Annotated in this window: 16 protein-coding genes; 6 read left to right on the plus strand and 10 right to left on the minus strand. The window is 47.9% G+C overall.

Annotated elements, in window-relative coordinates:
- Positions 1-12: 12 nt before the first annotated feature.
- From nagA to GK108_RS29930, 4 genes are all read right to left on the minus strand, one after another.
- Positions 13-1212: an N-acetylglucosamine-6-phosphate deacetylase gene (nagA, locus tag GK108_RS29915; RefSeq protein WP_163955270.1), complete on the minus strand. Its 1200-nt coding sequence runs from the start codon at positions 1210-1212 to the stop codon at positions 13-15.
- A gap of 23 nt (positions 1213-1235) precedes the next feature.
- Entirely contained in the window at positions 1236-2603 is a 1368-nt protein-coding gene (locus GK108_RS29920) for a Gfo/Idh/MocA family protein (protein WP_163955271.1), read from the minus strand.
- 42 nt (positions 2604-2645) lie between these two features.
- The gene (locus tag GK108_RS29925; protein ID WP_163955272.1) at positions 2646-3662 is read right to left on the minus strand and encodes a Gfo/Idh/MocA family protein; all 1017 of its coding nucleotides are present in this window, start codon (positions 3660-3662) and stop codon (positions 2646-2648) included.
- Positions 3663-3895: 233 nt separating this feature from the next.
- Complete coding sequence (locus tag GK108_RS29930; protein WP_163955273.1) at positions 3896-4804, minus strand: glycerophosphodiester phosphodiesterase family protein; 909 nt, start codon at positions 4802-4804, stop codon at positions 3896-3898.
- Between the two features lie 184 nt (positions 4805-4988).
- Between GK108_RS29930 and GK108_RS29935 the strand changes: the two genes are divergently transcribed.
- Positions 4989-5909, plus strand: coding sequence for a tyrosine-type recombinase/integrase (locus tag GK108_RS29935; protein WP_163955274.1), 921 nt, complete (start codon positions 4989-4991; stop codon positions 5907-5909).
- Between the two features lie 30 nt (positions 5910-5939).
- Here the strand turns inward: GK108_RS29935 and GK108_RS29940 are convergent, their stop codons facing one another.
- Together GK108_RS29940 and GK108_RS29945 are read right to left on the minus strand one after the other, a co-directional pair.
- Positions 5940-6290 carry a HepT-like ribonuclease domain-containing protein gene (locus GK108_RS29940; RefSeq protein WP_163955275.1) on the minus strand — a complete coding sequence of 117 codons (351 nt, stop codon included), beginning with the start codon at positions 6288-6290 and terminating at the stop codon, positions 5940-5942.
- On the minus strand, positions 6280-6582 hold the full coding sequence (locus GK108_RS29945) for a nucleotidyltransferase family protein (RefSeq protein WP_163955276.1): 303 nt from the start codon (positions 6580-6582) through the stop codon (positions 6280-6282). The genes GK108_RS29940 and GK108_RS29945 overlap by 11 nt, the downstream gene beginning before the upstream one ends.
- 132 nt (positions 6583-6714) lie before the next feature.
- Between GK108_RS29945 and GK108_RS29950 the strand changes: the two genes are divergently transcribed.
- Positions 6715-7392, plus strand: coding sequence for an EboA domain-containing protein (locus tag GK108_RS29950; RefSeq protein ID WP_163955277.1), 678 nt, complete (start codon positions 6715-6717; stop codon positions 7390-7392).
- An 84-nt stretch (positions 7393-7476) separates the two neighbouring features.
- Here GK108_RS29950 and GK108_RS29955 read toward each other — a convergent pair whose 3' ends face one another.
- Together GK108_RS29955 and GK108_RS29960 are read right to left on the minus strand one after the other, a co-directional pair.
- On the minus strand, positions 7477-8193 hold the full coding sequence (locus tag GK108_RS29955) for a hypothetical protein (protein ID WP_163955278.1): 717 nt from the start codon (positions 8191-8193) through the stop codon (positions 7477-7479).
- A gap of 6 nt (positions 8194-8199) precedes the next feature.
- Positions 8200-8865: a DUF4136 domain-containing protein gene (locus GK108_RS29960; RefSeq protein WP_163955279.1), complete on the minus strand. Its 666-nt coding sequence runs from the start codon at positions 8863-8865 to the stop codon at positions 8200-8202.
- Positions 8866-9092: 227 nt separating this feature from the next.
- On the opposite strand from GK108_RS29960, the gene GK108_RS29965 reads away from it, so the two are divergent.
- The gene (locus GK108_RS29965; protein ID WP_163955280.1) at positions 9093-10025 is read left to right on the plus strand and encodes a TatD family hydrolase; all 933 of its coding nucleotides are present in this window, start codon (positions 9093-9095) and stop codon (positions 10023-10025) included.
- A 45-nt stretch (positions 10026-10070) separates the two neighbouring features.
- Positions 10071-10946, plus strand: a complete 876-nt coding sequence (gene eboC / locus GK108_RS29970; RefSeq protein WP_163955281.1) for a UbiA-like protein EboC — start codon at positions 10071-10073, stop codon at positions 10944-10946.
- Between the two features lie 13 nt (positions 10947-10959).
- Here the strand turns inward: eboC and GK108_RS29975 are convergent, their stop codons facing one another.
- Positions 10960-13473 carry a fibronectin type III domain-containing protein gene (locus GK108_RS29975; protein WP_163955282.1) on the minus strand — a complete coding sequence of 838 codons (2514 nt, stop codon included), beginning with the start codon at positions 13471-13473 and terminating at the stop codon, positions 10960-10962.
- A 439-nt stretch (positions 13474-13912) separates the two neighbouring features.
- Here GK108_RS29975 and GK108_RS29980 point away from each other — a divergent pair, with 439 nt between their 5' ends.
- Together GK108_RS29980 and GK108_RS29985 are read left to right on the plus strand one after the other, a co-directional pair.
- Positions 13913-14737, plus strand: coding sequence for a 5'-methylthioadenosine/adenosylhomocysteine nucleosidase (locus GK108_RS29980; RefSeq protein ID WP_163955283.1), 825 nt, complete (start codon positions 13913-13915; stop codon positions 14735-14737).
- A gap of 138 nt (positions 14738-14875) precedes the next feature.
- Positions 14876-15961: a lipase family protein gene (locus tag GK108_RS29985; protein ID WP_163955284.1), complete on the plus strand. Its 1086-nt coding sequence runs from the start codon at positions 14876-14878 to the stop codon at positions 15959-15961.
- Between the two features lies 1 nt (position 15962).
- Here the strand turns inward: GK108_RS29985 and GK108_RS29990 are convergent, their stop codons facing one another.
- Positions 15963-16691: an esterase family protein gene (locus tag GK108_RS29990; RefSeq protein WP_163955285.1), complete on the minus strand. Its 729-nt coding sequence runs from the start codon at positions 16689-16691 to the stop codon at positions 15963-15965.
- Positions 16692-16699 lie beyond the last annotated feature (8 nt).

Here is a 16699-nt window from a genome sequence, read left to right on the forward strand (position 1 = left end):
CTGATTGAATCGTTAGGGCGTACTGGCCGTTTGCGGGCTGCTGTAGACAATAGTTCCCCCAACTATCGTGGTGCTGACCGTGAACGCATCATCGAACACAACCAGATCGGCGTCTTTTCCTGCCACGAGTGAGCCTTTACGCGATGCTACGCCCATAATTCGGGCAGGTGTGGTGCTGGCCATCCGAACGGCATCGAGCAGCGATACGTCGGCCAGTTGTACTATGTTCCGCACCAGTTGATTGGCGGTAGCGACGCTCCCCGCAAAGGCCGATCGGTCGGGGAGTTTGGCTACGCCATCTTCAACCAGAACAGGCAGTCCGTTTTTGAGTGAGCCAAGTATACTAGGGCCTTCGGGCATACCAGCTGCCCGCATGGCATCCGTAATCAACGCGATTCGGTCGGCCCCTTTGATTTTGTAAACCAGTTTTAGCAGGGGCGCAGGGAGATGAATGCCATCGGCAATAAGTTCAACATCCATGTCGAGCAACAGCGCGCTTTCAATAGCGCCTGCGTACCGAAAGGCGTTCCGGCGGGTTACGCCCGACATGGCCGAATAAAGATGAGTCGCCAGTGTATAGCCATTCTCGTAAGCCTCCAGCACCTCATCATAGACGGCGTCGGTATGGGCAATGGCGGCCAGAATGCCTTTATCGCGCAAGCGACGGCCAAATGGAACAGCCCCTTCCAGTTCAGGAGCCGCGCTCCACCGGAGAATGGATGACGAATAAGCCAGAATTTCCTCATATTCAGCTGGGTCAGGATTGCGGATGTAGCGCGGGTCCTGAGCACCGCGCTGGCTCATCGCAAAATAAGGTCCTTCGAGATGCATACCCAGCAGATTGGCTCCCCGGCGATTTTTTCGGGTAGCTCGTTCGTAGTGGTCGAGCGTTTTGAGCAGGTCGTCTTTTTCGGCCGTCAGCGTGGTCGGTACCAGCGACGTAGTGCCGTATTGAGCATGGAGTTCGGCAATCTTTATGAAAGCGGTATCGGTGCCGTCCATAAAATCGTGACCTCCACCGCCATGAACGTGGATATCGATAAAGCCCGGCGCTATGTAGCGTCCTTTTACGTCCAGTTCGAGTGCATCCGGTACGTCGACATCCCGGTCGTGTACACCGGCAATGATCCCATCCTGAATAACAACAGTACCGCCCCGAACTGATCGGAAAGGAGTAATGAGCGTACCGTTTTTAAGCTTGATGTAGCTCATGGTATGGCTGATAAAATCGGCGATTAAACGGTTGGCTCCCAGCCTGGCTGATACGTCCGTTTCCAGAGCTTTTCGGCTTCTTTGTTATTTTTGATATGACCGTTCGATGGGTCGATGTTAAGCATACCGCCCGACCGCAGTGCGATGTTGCCTAACTGGCAGAGTAGCGTGCTTTTATGACCGCCATCAATATCAGAAGCCAGTGGCGTTCCTTTTTTGATGCTGTCGAAAAAATTCTGAATGTGAATGGCATCCAGCGCCTGCGACGGATTCATCCGATTGCGAGGATCAATCTGAAGATCATTTTTAACGTCTTTAACCAGTTTATTGTCCAGGTCAAAGACTTTATATGAATTGCCGGACTCGATTAGTAGTGAGCCCGATTCACCATAAAATATGACGCCTACGCTGTTGCCTTCCACAGTACGACCATTGCAACTGCGGCCTTCCCAGGTCATCGACGTATTGTTCGGAAACTCCAGACTGATGACCTGCGTATCGGGTGTTTCCCAATCGTCTTTGTAGCGATAGCGCCCGCCCGTGGAGGTTACTTTGGTGGGAAAGTCGACGCCTAAGCCCCAGCGCATCAGATCGAGCATGTGCGTTCCGTTGTTGAGTGCTTCACCGGTGCCCCAATGCCAGAACCAGTGCCAGTTGTAGTGAATGAGATTATCTTTAAAAGCCCGACGCGGAGCTGGCCCCTGCCATAACTCATAGTTCAGCCAGTCGGGAACGGCTGTTTCTTTACCGACGCCGATGGAAGCGCGATTATTAGTATACCATCCTTTTACAAAATACGGTCGGCCAATTACGCCACTCTGTACCTCCCGAATTGCCTGCGCTACGTTGGGCCATGATCGGCGCTGGTTACCCATCTGGATAACATTCTTGTATTTTTTGACGGCGGCTACCAGCAGTTCGCCCTCATGTGGATTGTGGCTACAGGGTTTCTCGAGGTACACGTGCTTGCCTGCTTTTGACGCGAGAAGGGCGGCTGGTGCGTGCCAATGATCGGGGGCCGCAATGATTAAGGCATCCAGGTCTTTGTTTTCCAGTGCATTCCGGAAATCCGGTTCGTTTTTAGGCTTCATTTGCTGGAGGCCTTCAACCGTTTTTAAACACTTGTCGGCTGCCCGTTGATCAACATCTGAAACCGAGATTACCTCGCTGTTTGGTTGCAGGGCAAAATTGCTGGCCAGAGCCAGCCCACGGCTATTTACACCCATCATACCAACCCGCACTTTTTCATTAGATCCCAGAATACGGCCGTAACTGCTGGCACTAAAGCCGGGCAGAACACCTCCTACTGACAAGGCTACCGTACCGGCAATAGTCTGTCTGATAAAATGTCGGCGAGAGCCGTTGGCATGAGCCGTGCCATCGTTTTCCATAAATAGAGGAAGGGTTTAAGAATGTCAGAAATAGTAAGTTAGCTACCGGCTTTTCCGTTTCGCTTTCTCCAGAACACTGGCCAGCGTAACAGCAGCGCCACCCTGCCGTTTGCTTTCGTCGGCGGCTTCCATAAAAGCGAAAATTTCGATTGTTTCGTCGGGCGAGACGGGCGTTTTTCCCGTTTCAAAATACGTAATGATTTCTTTCAATAAGGGATTGTAGCCTTCGTAAGGACCTAGTGTAACAGGGCCGGTTTGCGTATAAACAGTGCCACCGTATTCATGCTTGCCAGTACGCGTTCCCCGGAACGTACCAATACGTCCATCGGCCCAGGTTCCAACCACTACGTCGGTACCGTCGGTATGGACCCGAACGACCTGCTGGCAGCCGGTTCCCATAGCGGTATAGAGTGTTTCAACGCCGTGTATGCCGTACCAGAAAAAGTCGGGATGCGTTTTTTCCAGCACAGCCGGACTAAACGTATCAGCGCCCACGACCTGTTTTCTATCAACCCGCTCCATCCCTTTAATATAGCGTAGTGAGGAAGCCGAGAAAAGAGGAATATTGGCCGAGCGGGCTAGCTCAAAAATAGCCAATACGTCGTCTAGGGAAGCCGCAATTGGTTTGTCGATAAAAACCCGTTTTTTGGCTTTTAGAACCTGTTTAACCTGATCGAAGTGGAGCCGACCGTCGTTTGTTTCGAGCAGGACGACATCTACTTTTTTCAGCAAGTCATCAATTGAGTCAACGATCTCAACATCCAGTTTTTTTACTTCGTTGATATAGTCCTGGATTCGTTTGGCACTGCTTTCGATGGTCTTACTGCCATACGGATAGGCGGCAACAATTTTGTACCCTGCATAGTCTGAACCAGTCCCATTCAAGGCTTTGGTGAAAGCTACGCTATGGGATGTATCCAACCCAATAATACCGACGCGTTTACCCGGCTCTATCAGCGTTTTAGTGGGCCAAGACATGGGCGTTAAGCCGATAGTCAGTCCGCCAAGAGTAGCTTTCTTTAAAAATAAACGACGGGTTGGCTGTTGAGAGTTGGGCATAGAGCAGGGACTAGCAAAAGGCTAAAAGTTGAAACTTAGATAAATTTACGTGTCCCTGGTCCACAATAACGATGGCTACGTTGGTCCAACGAGCAATTTTGTTAAAGCCCTGTGTTCCCTTTTCATGGAGTAGGCAATGTGTTAGGAGTACTATAAATAAATGCCAGTCTGGTTGAATACTACTCCTTCCGGTTAAGCGTAGAGGCTTATATTTATAGAGAAGCCTTGAGAACTTACTTATTCGACGCAGAAGGCAGGCTTTTCAGTGCTTCGGCTACATCGATAGGGTAGTCAGATTCAATAATACTCGCTCCGTCCTCAACGATAGACCGATACGCCGAAAAACGTTCGGCTGCGTCTTTGGCTTTGTCGTACGTGGAGGCCGCCGAAATCATGCACATAATACCTCTGGCATTCAGCAAGGTGTATAATTCTTTATTTCCAGGCTTCACCGTGGGGCCGATATACGCAATCATGTTGGCGGCTGGAATACCCGCTTTTTCATAGGCGTCCCATTCCTGTCGGTTGCGAACGAATGTCGAAAACATCAGGTTAGGATTCGTGCTTAGATAAAACTGAGCTTCGGCGGGAGAATGGACGGTGAGCATCACAAAGGCATCGGCCTTGTGCTTCCTGATAAGAGCCGCTGTCGTAGCCAATGGTACGTCTTTATGGTCCAGATTCAGCACTGTTCTACCACGTGCCCACGTAATGGCTTCGTCCAGCGTTGGTATTCGGGAAGTTGTTACGTTCCCGGCTGCGTCTTTCAGACGTAGCGTTTTCAGCTCGGTCCAAGTATAATCAGACAGTTTTCCGGTGCCGGTTGTGGTACGGTCCAACGTAGCGTCGTGCAGTAAAACAATCACACTGTCTTTGGTCAGGCGAGGGTCTATTTCAAAAAAAGCAGGCGTATGTTTTAGCGTATTTTCGAACGTAGCAATCGAATTTTCCGGGAAACCTGCTACCATTCCGCCCCGGTGCCCGCTAATGATGGGAGTTTTCTTAGTGTCCCATTGGAAAAAAGCGTGAAGATCCCGAACTGTTTTTATGGGGAGTCGATGCAGGTTCTGCGCCTGGATAGCCGATGAGCAATTAATGAAAAGAAAAATAACAGGTAGTTGAAGAGATAGAAGTAATTTCATTACGTAGCGCGATTGTCAGTAGCAGAATTGGTACGTTGAAATTGCGAGTTTTTGCAGAGCTTTCGGTAAACGATTGAATAAATAATTGTTAACACGTAGCTGTCTGCCTGAAGCATTTTACGCAAAAATTGCGGATTCGTTTCGGTAAAGTCGGTAAGTTTGTCATACAAACAAGGTGTCATTTATGAATCAGCAACCTCCTTCAGGCGCTCTTGACGGTTCAGATTTTCTCCAGTATATCCGTTACGAAAAACGGCTAAGTCATCATACCGTAACGGCTTATGCCAAGGATATGGAGCAATTCGGTACGTTTCTGTCTACTGAGTGCAACGTCGATCAGCCCGAGAAGGCCGACTATCGGCAGATTCGGTCGTGGATTGTTAGTTTGGTGGAAAGTGGGTTGGATAAGACGTCGGTGAATCGAAAAATTGCGACGCTACGTAGCTACTACAATTTTTTGCTACGTCGGAAAGTGATTCCATTTGACCCAATGACGAAAGTACAGGCACTGAAAGCCAGTAAGAAATTGCCGGTTTACGTCGAAGAAAAGCCAATGGAAGCGCTGTTGAACGACGTTGAGTTTCCAAATACGTTCGATGGCATTCGCGACAAACTTGTGCTGGAACTCCTGTATGGGACGGGCATTCGCCTGAGTGAGCTGATTGGCCTGAAAATCACCGATGTCAATCTCTACGAAAAGAATATTACGGTTTTAGGCAAGCGGAATAAACACCGTATTGTACCCCTTACGCAGCCATTGTTTGAGCTTATTCAGCAATACATCCAGCTAAAAGACGAATTTTTTGCCGGGCAGGCCGATCCGAACTATCTGATCGTCAGTGATAAAGGAATTGCGGCTTACCCGGTGCTAATTCAACGTATCGTAAAGCGTCATCTGAACGTAGTAACAACGCTGGAAAAGAAGAGCCCGCACGTATTGCGGCATTCCTTTGCGACGCACCTACTGAATCGGGGTGCCGATCTGAATGCCATCAAAGATTTGCTGGGACACAGTAGTTTGGCGGCAACGCAGGTTTATACGCATACGAGCCTGGAGCAACTCAAGAAAACCTACGACCAGGCGCACCCAAAGGCAAAGAAGTAATTTAGCGGCAGCAATAGGCTATTGGCTGCGTTATGTTGATTCAGGCCGATTCAATAAGGCTTCCACTTCCGATTTTAAAATGGGCAAGTGGCGAATGACAACGCCCCAAATGACTTCATCGGAAACAGAGTCATAACCATGAATTATTCTGTTTCGGGTATCGACTATTTTTCTTGAGTTAGTGACAGCTATTGTTTCATCGTGTTTTAAGATACGACTAAGTGCCTCTCCAATAATTTCAAGATTACGCTCTACGGCACGTTTTGTCCGCAAGTCTTTTTGATAAGTTATGAATTGTTTGGGGGTATCGCTAAAAAAGCTTTCAATTTCCTCAATGGCATTCAGGATATCGTAAAGCCAGGCTTTTACGTCATTCGCCATATACAAGTTGCCTTTGTTGGGTAACAGCTTGTTTGAAATAGGGATTTTTTATGGCCTTTTCCTCTAATAAGTCAACGGGGCGCTGCAGTACCTCCTCCAGGGAAAATTTTAAATCAAAATAATTATCGGCGTAATCTTCTACGTCAATGGCTGCGAAATCCACAATTAAATCAATATCACTGTTGTTGTCGAATTTGTCAGTCAGGATCGAACCAAAAGCATAGAGTCGTTTAACCCTATGTGTTTCACATAGTTTGGTGATTTCTTTGGTATATCGGTCTAATCGATTCATAGTAGAAAAGGATAACCGAGTTTACATCAATTTTCGGGTAAACTAGGACCAACGCCGAGGCTCGCGCTTTAGTAAAGTTACAAAGATGAGTATATATGGGCTAATCTATTTTCCTTATGATATTTTTGTCCTATGAATATCGCGCAAATGAGCCAGACGCTGTTCTACCTGATTGAACAGCAACCCGATTCCGAAAAGGCGGTTAGTTATCTCCGGCAACAGGCCGACGCGTTTCAGGCGAATCCGCAGGTGGCGGTTTTTTATCGCGTTTTTACGGCCATGCCCCGCTTTGTTGGTAAGCGTATGATTGAGGTTCCGGCGGATATGGCTTTCGCCATAGAACGCATACGTCCTGGTTTTACGGTTACAGACTGGACTCTCGATCGGCTGGCGCGGGTGTGGTGGTTGCTTCAGTTGCCTATCGATGATCAGACGTATTACGTGAAAACGATTTCTGAACTGTTTAAAGCGGGTGAACTGAATGAATTAGTGGCACTTTATTCGTCTTTACCGGTGCTGGCCTTTCCTGAATCATGGCGTTTTCAGGCAACAGAAGGCATACGTAATAACATCGCTGATGTCCAGTCGGCAATAATGCTTCATAATCCGTATCCGGCCGACTATTTCGATGAGGCCGCCTGGAATCAGTTGATCCTGAAAGCATTTTTTACTGATAAAGACGTAACGCAGATCATTGGTCTGCACGAACGAAAAAACGCCCGACTTGCGCAAACGCTGGCCGATTATGCCGCCGAACGTCGTGCTGCCGGACGCAGTTTGCCCACCCATTTGGAGGAGCTTTTGGGGTAAGTTTTCAGTTTATAGTTTATAGTTGGCTGACGCTAGGTATTTACTGACGCGTCAGCCAACTATAAACTATAAACTGAAAACTCCTTAGTACCACCGATAAACAATACCGGCGGAAAGCATCAGAGACGGACTACTGTTTTTCAGCATATCGTAGTTGAAAAATACGTTCTGATATTGAGCCTGGATTTCAGCACCAAGTCCGTTTTCCCGCTGCCCGTAATATTTAATGCCGATAGCTGGCGCAATAGCCCCTTTGAAGCCCGTTTTCTGATCAGCCAGCGTACCGAAATAATTGGTATAATCAACAAACGCGCCCCCTCCCGCAAACTGAATGTAAGGCCGGATAGCCGCTGCATTGTCGGCGAAGTAGTAAGAGAGCGATGCCATAGCCGGGATAATGGATAGCGTTCGGGTTTGCACGGCCGAAATATCCTGTCCCGCCGTGCCATCGGAATAACTATATACCTGCCGTCCTAACTTCTGCTGCGTGTATTGATAACCCGTTTTCAGTCCGAGCGAAAAGCGTTGCGGAAAAAGCCATTCGCCTTCCAGCGCAAAGTTCGTTGGCGAAACTTTATCAATGTAGCCTTTTTGACCGCCAAGTGGCATCGATACACCGTACCGGGCCGCAATGTTGAACGTAACGTAGCGTTGGTAGGGCGATTCAAATACGTTGGCGTATTCTTCACGATTACTCTGTGCCCAGGCCGACGTAGTAAATGATAGCAAGGCAATCAATCCCGAGGCAATCCTGCCTGGGGCAATCCAGCCTGGGTTAATGAATGATATGAACGATTTCATGATAGCTTAGTTGGATGCCCGTAAATAGGGTGATTGATTAAAAATGGCCGTAGTGGCTGCGTCTACATCCTGTTGGGTTGTTACGTCGGCACCACGTATCGTTGCGCTGTAGAGCACATTAAGCTGCGCTTCTGTGCCGGGGCTGGTGGTCGGTCGGTTTTTCAGATCAACTACCTGAATTTCCCAGTACTGGTCGGCTACCTGATACGTGTAGTAACTCGGGTAGTATGGGTTGTAGCCGCCCAAACCACCGAATCCGCCACCCCAGTAGCCGCCGTAGTAACCATAGGGATCGACGCCAACACCTGTGTAGAGGTTGTTGACTCGAATAATTGCCACACCCAGATCAGCGGCCTGACCACGGTTCACTCGCTGAAAGCCACGACTGGTGAAGGCACTGGCCACATTGGCTACAAACCGGCTTTCGATAGGCCCCAGCGATGGCTGATACCCCGTATTCGACTCAATGACGACCGAGTCGGGTAAGCTAAACGTTTTATACTGGTTGAAGTTAATCGACCGATCATAATTCGTGATGTAAACCGGGCTGTCGGCGGGACTCAAATTATTAATCGCATTCTCTTTGCAGGACGTAAATCCTACCACCAGCGTTAGAAGTAGTGCAGAGTAGAGGGCCCATTTCTTTTTTTGGGGCTGTTGATGCCGTACCATCTTTGTATTTGTTGAGTGTTTCAAAAATCAGACTATTGTCCTACGTATATAACGACGCGCAACGAAAATGTTATATCTGTTTATAAAACGAAAGTGCTAAGTAAGGGTTTGTAAAGAGTGGGTTAAAATATGGCTAAAAATTCGTTGCGGATAGAGCCGGATTTTTACGGAACTTTGCCCGTCGATTCTTCTATTTTCAGTAGAGTGCCTTTAATACAGAATTGCTCATGGATTTTATGGATTCTATTCGTGGCATGTCGTTCTTCGATATGCACGTGCACATGACCTCCCGAACCACCGACGATTACCAGGCAATGGCCGATGCGGGTGTGGTTGCTATGATTGAACCGGCTTTTTGGTTAGGCCAGCCTCGTACGGGTGTCGATTCGTTTCGGGATTATTTTGCCAGTCTGGTAGGGTGGGAGCGATTTAGAGCCTCTCAGTTCGGTATTCGGCATTATTGTACCATTGGTTTGAATTCCAAAGAAGCCAATCAGGAAGAACTAGCCGAACAGGTTATGGAAATTCTGCCATTATTCATCTATAAAGAAGGGGTTGTTGGCGTCGGTGAAATCGGGTTCGATGATCAGACGGCGGCTGAGGAAAAATATTATCGGGCTCAGCTGGATCTGGCTAAAGAAGCGGGTTTGCCTGTGCAGATTCATACGCCCCACCGCGACAAAAAGCAGGGCACCAGCCGCAGTATGGATATTGCGCTGGAGCATGGTCTGGAGCCTGGTATGGTGATTGTTGACCACAATAATGAGGAAACAGTGCGCGAGGTTCTGGACCGTGGATTCTGGGCTGGATTTACCATTTATCCATTTACCAAGATGGGTAATGAGCGTATGGTGGAGATTGTGAAGCAATACGGTCCTGAACGTATTATGATCAACTCCGCTGCCGACTGGGGTATCAGCGATCCGCTGGCTGTTCCGAAAACCGCTGCGTTGATGAAGCAAAACGGCATTTCAGACGAAGCGATTCGACTTGTTACGTTTACCAACGCGGTTACGGCATTTGCGCAGAGTGGTCAGCTTAGTCTCGAAGAGCTGACGCAGCCGCTATCCATCGACCAAAGCCAGCGTTATAATGGAAGTTCTGTTCTGCGCGGTGGGCAGGCCCCAAGAGTCGATAAAGAATCAACGATAATTAAATAGTTGAATGGGTTGTGGCGCTACTGCAACCCATTCAACGTCAGCATAATGGTAAAAGCTCTGCTTTCGCTTACTCGCCCAGCCAATCTGGTTACGGCCATCGCCGACGTATTAGCTGGTATGGCCATTGCCGGTTATTTTCTCATACCGAATCCCCCACCAGCGGCAGTGGGCTTGCTGGCGTTAGCAACGGTAGGCTTATATGGCGGAGGAGTAGTTTTCAATGACGTATTTGATGCCGAACTCGATGCTGTTGAGCGTCCGGAGCGGGCTATTCCGAGTGGAGCTGTGAGTAAAAACGCGGCTATTGGCCTAGGGGTTGGTTTGCTGGCAGTAGGCATTGGCGCTTCTTTTCTGGTCAATCCAACGGCGGGTTTGCTGGCGATTGCGATTACCGTTGCTTCACTAGTTTATGACCGTTTCGGCAAACATCATAACTGGTTAGGACCTGTTAATATGGGGCTGTGTCGAGGATTGAATCTCTTGCTGGGAGTCAGCATTATTCCAGAACAGGTATTGCCTTGGGCTTGGGTTGGTCTGGTGCCAATTGCTTATATAGCCGCCATTACAATGATCAGCCGGGGGGAAGTACATGGCGGGAGTGTTACTACGCTACGTTCGGCTGGATTGCTGTATGCTTTGGTTATTGGTTGCGTAGCCGCACTGGCGCAACAACGGCAGCAACTTGGAACCGCTTTTCCCTTTTTGATTCTATTTGGCTATTACATTTTCCCTCCGCTCTGGCGGGCTGTTCGTGAGCCGATAGGTCAGAATATTGGTTTGGCCGTTAGAGCGGGCGTACTCTCCTTAATTGTTATGAACGCGGCCTGGGTAGCTGCTTTCGCTTCGTTTCCGTTAGCCCTGCTGGTTTTTTGCTTATTACCCTTATCTCGGTTATTAGCTAAGATGTTTGCAGTTACGTAGTGAATGACTGGTTTTAGAACCCAACTCTTAAACTAGAATTAGCACTGTAGCGTACTTGCTGCCCCGAATCGAAACGCATTTGAAGAGCGTTAGCTACATAGCTGACGGGTAGAGTAACCGCATGCTTTATCTGTACTGTATCAGAACTGATGGGGATTCGATCGCACGACCATACGGTGGGATCGCTCCAGTCTCCTGCTTTTACTGTATACATACTGGAGCAGGGAGCGAGCGTTTGGAACGTAGTAATGGCTGAGTAATCAGAACTTTCTGTTTCAGTACAAATGGTCTTGACCTGCCATTCATATTGGGTATTGATAGACAGATTTGTTAGGTCAACGTAGCCGCTGCCATTGGTACTGGTAAGGTTAGAGAGAACTGCCCAACTGGTAGTTCCCGTAACTCGGTAACGGGCTTCATAACGTGTGTTAGCATTGGCAAATCCATAGTACCAATTCAATCGGGCCGATGTTGTAGTGATAGCGTTGACCAGCTGAGCAGGAGCCAGACAGGCATACGTAGTGAAATTGGCCATTGCCGAAAAGTCAGAATTGATGTTGTCGTTACAAAGACTTCGGACCTGCCACTCATACGTAGTGTTTCCCGTCAGCCCCGAAATCGACGTAGTGGGGTTGGCTATATTACTGATTGTTGTCCAATTGGTGGTGTTTGCCTGACGATAACGCATATCATATGAGATCCCTATTCCGGTAGAATTCCAGTATAGGGTTGCTGTGTTAACCTGTTTTGATTCGTATAAGGAAGAAGGGATCGGGCAGCCTGTCGTGAAAGTTGGCCCTGAAGCAAAAGCCGAACTTTCCGTTGCCGAACAAACTGTCTTGATTTGCCATTCGTAGGCTGTGTTGTTAGCTAAACCGCTCAGGTCAACATATCCATTACCGTTGGTGCTGGTAAGATTTCCCAGTACACTCCAGGTAGGAAATCCTACCGATCGATACCAGATCTCATAGCGAGTGGCTGCGTCGGCATTCGCAAATGACCAGAACAATCGGGCCGAATGGGTGTTGATGCTCACCTGCAAGCCGTATGGTACCCCGCAGGAAGCCGTATGAAAGGTATAAACCGTAGAGAAATCAGCTATTGAACCGTTCGCGCATAGCGTTCTGAGTTGCCATTCATAATCGGTATTGCTGACTAATCCAGATAGTGTTGTGCTGGTACTAGTTAAATTGCTGATAATTGTCCAGTTGGCGGCTCCTACGGTTCGGTAGCGAACTTCATAAGTAGCCCCAGCTTCGGGTTGTGTCCATTGGAGGATAATTGAACTCACCTGAGCGGCACTATACTGGGCAGAAGGTGTAGGGCAGCGAGTTGTGAAGGCAGGGCCCGGTGTAAATGAAGTACTCTCGGTTGGTGAACATACACTCCTGATTTGCCATTCGTAGGCTGTATTACTCGATAAGTTGGTTAACGTGTAGCTGCCGTTAGAGGTGTTAGCGGTTAAATTGCTTACAGTAGTCCAGTCAGAAGTTCCCGTTGGCCGGTATTGAATGTCGAAGGTTGTACCTGGATCTGTAGTAACGCCCCAGCTGAGTTGGGCTGATGACGAGAACACGTAAGGAACTTGCAGTGAGTTAGATTCAGGAGCAAAGCAACCCGTTCTGAACGTAGCAATTGCCGAATAATCAGACTGGCTAGTAGGTGAACATACCAGTCGTATACGCCATTCGTAGTTGGTATCCTTAATTAAGCCTGTCAATGAACGCGATCCGTATGAAGATGCTGATGGCCCTGTCAATGTTGTCCATTGCTGACTACCAACGGTCCGGTATTGTAATTCATAGGTGCTTCCTGGCTCTGGGAATCCCTGAAATCCCCAGTATAACGATGCTATTGTGGAGCCCGCATTACTGCTTAAGCCACCAGGGATGAGACAGAACGTAGTGAACGTACTGGAAGTCGTAAAGTCCGATGATTCGTTGGCTGAGCAAATGCTACGTAACTGCCATTCATACTCGGTATTATTTGCGAGGCCAGTTAGCGCGTAGGTCGTGCTGTTGATCGAACTGATGGTCGTCCAGGTTGGCGTATTTACAGGCCGATAACGAAGGTCAACCGTATTCCCGGAATCATAGCCTGCATTCCAGATCAGATAGGCTGATGCTGACCGCACGCTGCTCGTTGCGAGGTTAACTGGTAATTGGCAGGTAAGTGTTGTGAATGTTTGTGGGGCAGAATAAGTAGAGTACGTTGCCGGAGATCCAGGGCAGATACCCTGTACTTGCCATTCATAGGCAGTATTGCTGGTTAAGCCTGTCAGTGAATAGGAATTGCTGGTTGTATACGGCGATCCTGTAATGGGTGAAATGGTATTCCAGTTAGCTGAACCGGCCGCCCGCCACTGTATCGAATAATCCTGCCCTGAACTGCCGGTCCAGCCAACAGAGGCATAGGTACGAGCTACACTTCCTGCAAAAGGCTGAGGGACCTCGCAGCCAACTTGGTCGGAACCTAACGAGCCATTTTGTAAATGGATGGCATCCTCCAGCTTAGTTCCACCTGGCAAAGAGTTATTTATAAGACTCAAGCCCGGTGAATTCCTAGTGAAGCTGTTTGTAGTTATATCGTATTGAGCCCTTGCATAAACTTGAGCGCATACTTGCTGGTCTTTAAGTAAGCATATGATATAACTAAGTATAAATGCTATGTATAAATTTTTCATATTTCTATAAAAAATTGAATAATACTTATTATATTATATCAAATGTGCTTTTAAACTATCTAAAAATCAATAGTTTACGTGAGTTTTTTGTTTGGAAAGTACTCAGTCATATTGCCTGCCAATACAATACTTCCTTGAAGAGAAATTAAATGCCGGTGCTTTTTAGCCAACTATTGTATTATTTTAAAATGCCTAAGCATAACTTCGCTTATCCTGTGTTTATGCTTACTAGTTTTGCCTGTTCAAATGGGATTATTTTAATACAACTGCTGAATTGCCTTATATGAAAAAGCTCTGTTTACTTTTTATTTTAGCCACTAATGTCGCTTTTGCACAACGGTATAAAACACGGCCTATAACTGGGCTGCTGGGAGCTTTTGGCGCCGAGGTTGAATTAGTTAAGCATACCCTGAAAAAGCCGAAAACAGTAGTTGTTGATGGTGTTACGTTCACAACCGGACGTATTGGTAAACAAAACGTAGTAGTGGCTGAAACCGGAATTGGAAAAGTGAATGCCGCCATGACAACGGCGTTGATGCTCGATCATTTTCGGCCAAAACGAGTCTTATTTACGGGTATCGCTGGCGGTACGAACCCTGATCTGCAACCCGGCGATATTGTGATAGCCAATCGGACCGCTCATCATGACTACGGTTCCATTACCGACAAAAACACCCCGACCCGTCAGACGCGTAATCCAATTACGAAAGAATTTAATCCCGCTTATTTTCCTGCCGATTCCATGTTGTTGACATTAGCCGGGAACGTAGTGAAACAGATTAAACTGGAAGGAATACCGCTGGAATCGGGTGGCGTTTCGGATCGGCCTGTAAAAGTGATGACGGGGACCGTAGTAACCGGTGATGTATTTGTGGCATCGCCCATTAAAGTAAATAGCCTGCGCTCCGATTTTGGAGCCGATGCGACCGAAATGGAAGGAGCGGCTATTGCACAGGTTTGTTACCAGATTCAGGTTCCGCATCTGATTATCCGAAGTTTGAGCGATCGAGCAGATGCGGAAGCACATATCGCCTACGACAAGTTTTACCCAACGGCAGCCAGAAACTCAGCGAAGCTGGTGATTGCCATTGTAGAGGCACTGGACTAACAGGTAATCGATACCTGAATGGAATGAGCAGGTTGTCTGCGAGCGTATCTTGCTGTCGCAGACAATTTATAGCCAGTCAGGAAGACAACCGGAGCCGATTTTAGTTGATTGATCAGAAACCACCCTTTCGAAGTGATTATGAGACAGATCATTACGTTCTTATTGAGTATTACTCTTCCCGTTACGTTACTAGGGCAGAAACTAAAGCCTGGATTCGACAAGGCTGAGTATGTGGAATTGATGAGCGTATTTGCCCGCCAGATTGATACGTTACCGGCCAATACGCCAATTCCCAAGCCGCAGCGTTTCAAGTTCGTTTATCGGTCGCCGGTGGTTGGGCTTGACAATCGCTGGGATTTATGGACCAGTCCTGATTCGGTTGCTGTGATCAGTATTCGGGGAACAACGCTGGAAGCGGTGGGTTGGCTGGAAAACTTTTATGCGGCTATGGTGCCGGCTAAAGGGGAGTTAGTACTGTCAAATAACTATAAGTTCGACTACCACCTGGCCAGCCATCCGCAGGCAGCTGTGCATATTGGCTGGCTCATTGGCACGGCTTTTCTTGCGCAGGATATACTGCCCAAACTGGATTCCTGTATTAAAGCCGGAATTGCTAATTTCTACATTATGGGGCATAGCCAGGGCGGGGCGATTTCTTACCTGATGACTTCGCACTTAAGGCAGTTGCAGAAGCAGGGTAAAATACCGTCAACTGTTCATTTCAAAACGTATTGTAGCGCGGCACCGAAGCCGGGAAACCTTCAGTATGCCTATGAATACGAAGCCATGACGGGCGGAGGCTGGGGCTTTAACGTAGTGAATTCGGCCGATTGGGTGCCGGAAACACCAATCAGTATCCAAACACTGGACGATTTTAACGTAACGAATCCGTTCGCCAATATTCCTGCATTGGTAAAAAAACAGAAGTTCCCGAAGAACCTGGCGCTGAAATACGTTTACAACAAACTATCGAAACCTGCTCAGAAAGCCCGGAAATATTATCAGAAATACCTGGGCGATTTTGCCGGACGCTACGTCAAGACCAATCTCAAAGAATATATTCCGCCTACGTTCTATCAGTCTAGTCACTACGTTCGGACCGGGACATTTGTAGTACTGCTGGCCGATGAAGCGTACTTTAAAAAATATCCCGATGATAAAAAGACACTATTTGTCCATCATCTGCTGACGCCTTATCTGGATCTGGTAGCTAAACTGCCGTAAGTTACAGGTAGATCTGAACCATTTTATGCCAGTCTTCGGCCTGATGAGCCCGACCATCCCAGATGTAAAATTCGTGGGGTATATTTTTAAGAGAGAGCGTTTCGCTAAGAGCGAGATTGCTGTTTAGAAAAGGGTCGGCTGCACCAACCGTCATCGTAATCTGCATCCGACGCAAGTCTTTTAGTATGGCTTCGTCTTCCAGATTGGGGAGAAAATGGTTGGGATTATGAAAGTAGATGTCTTCGTTATAATAATCATCAAACAAACTACGAAATTCAGCAACGGGAACCGACAGATCATAACGGCCACTCAGAGCAACGAGTTTACCAAACCACTGCGGGTGCCGAAAGGCGATATTGGCCGCGTGATAAGCTCCCAGACTACAGCCGTGTGAAATCATAAATGGCTGTGGATTTTGCAGCCTGGTAAACGGCAATACTTCATCCAGAATATACTGCTCATATTGGCTATGGCGGAGAATACGATCCTGCGGAGAAATATGGCGATTATAGATGCTCTCCCGATCCACACTATCAACGCAAAACAGCTGGAGTAAACCATTGTCGAGCCGATCGGCCAGAGCGTCTACGAGTCCCAGGTCTTCGTACTCATAGAAGCGTCCTCGCCGGGTTGGAAATACGAGCACGCGAGCCCCTGCATGACCAAAAATCAATAGCTCCATATCGCGGTTCAGATTAGGGCTAAACCATTTATGATACTCGCGGTCCATAGTGATGT

Source organism: Spirosoma terrae, from assembly GCF_010435915.1.
Taxonomy (GTDB): domain Bacteria; phylum Bacteroidota; class Bacteroidia; order Cytophagales; family Spirosomataceae; genus Spirosoma; species Spirosoma terrae.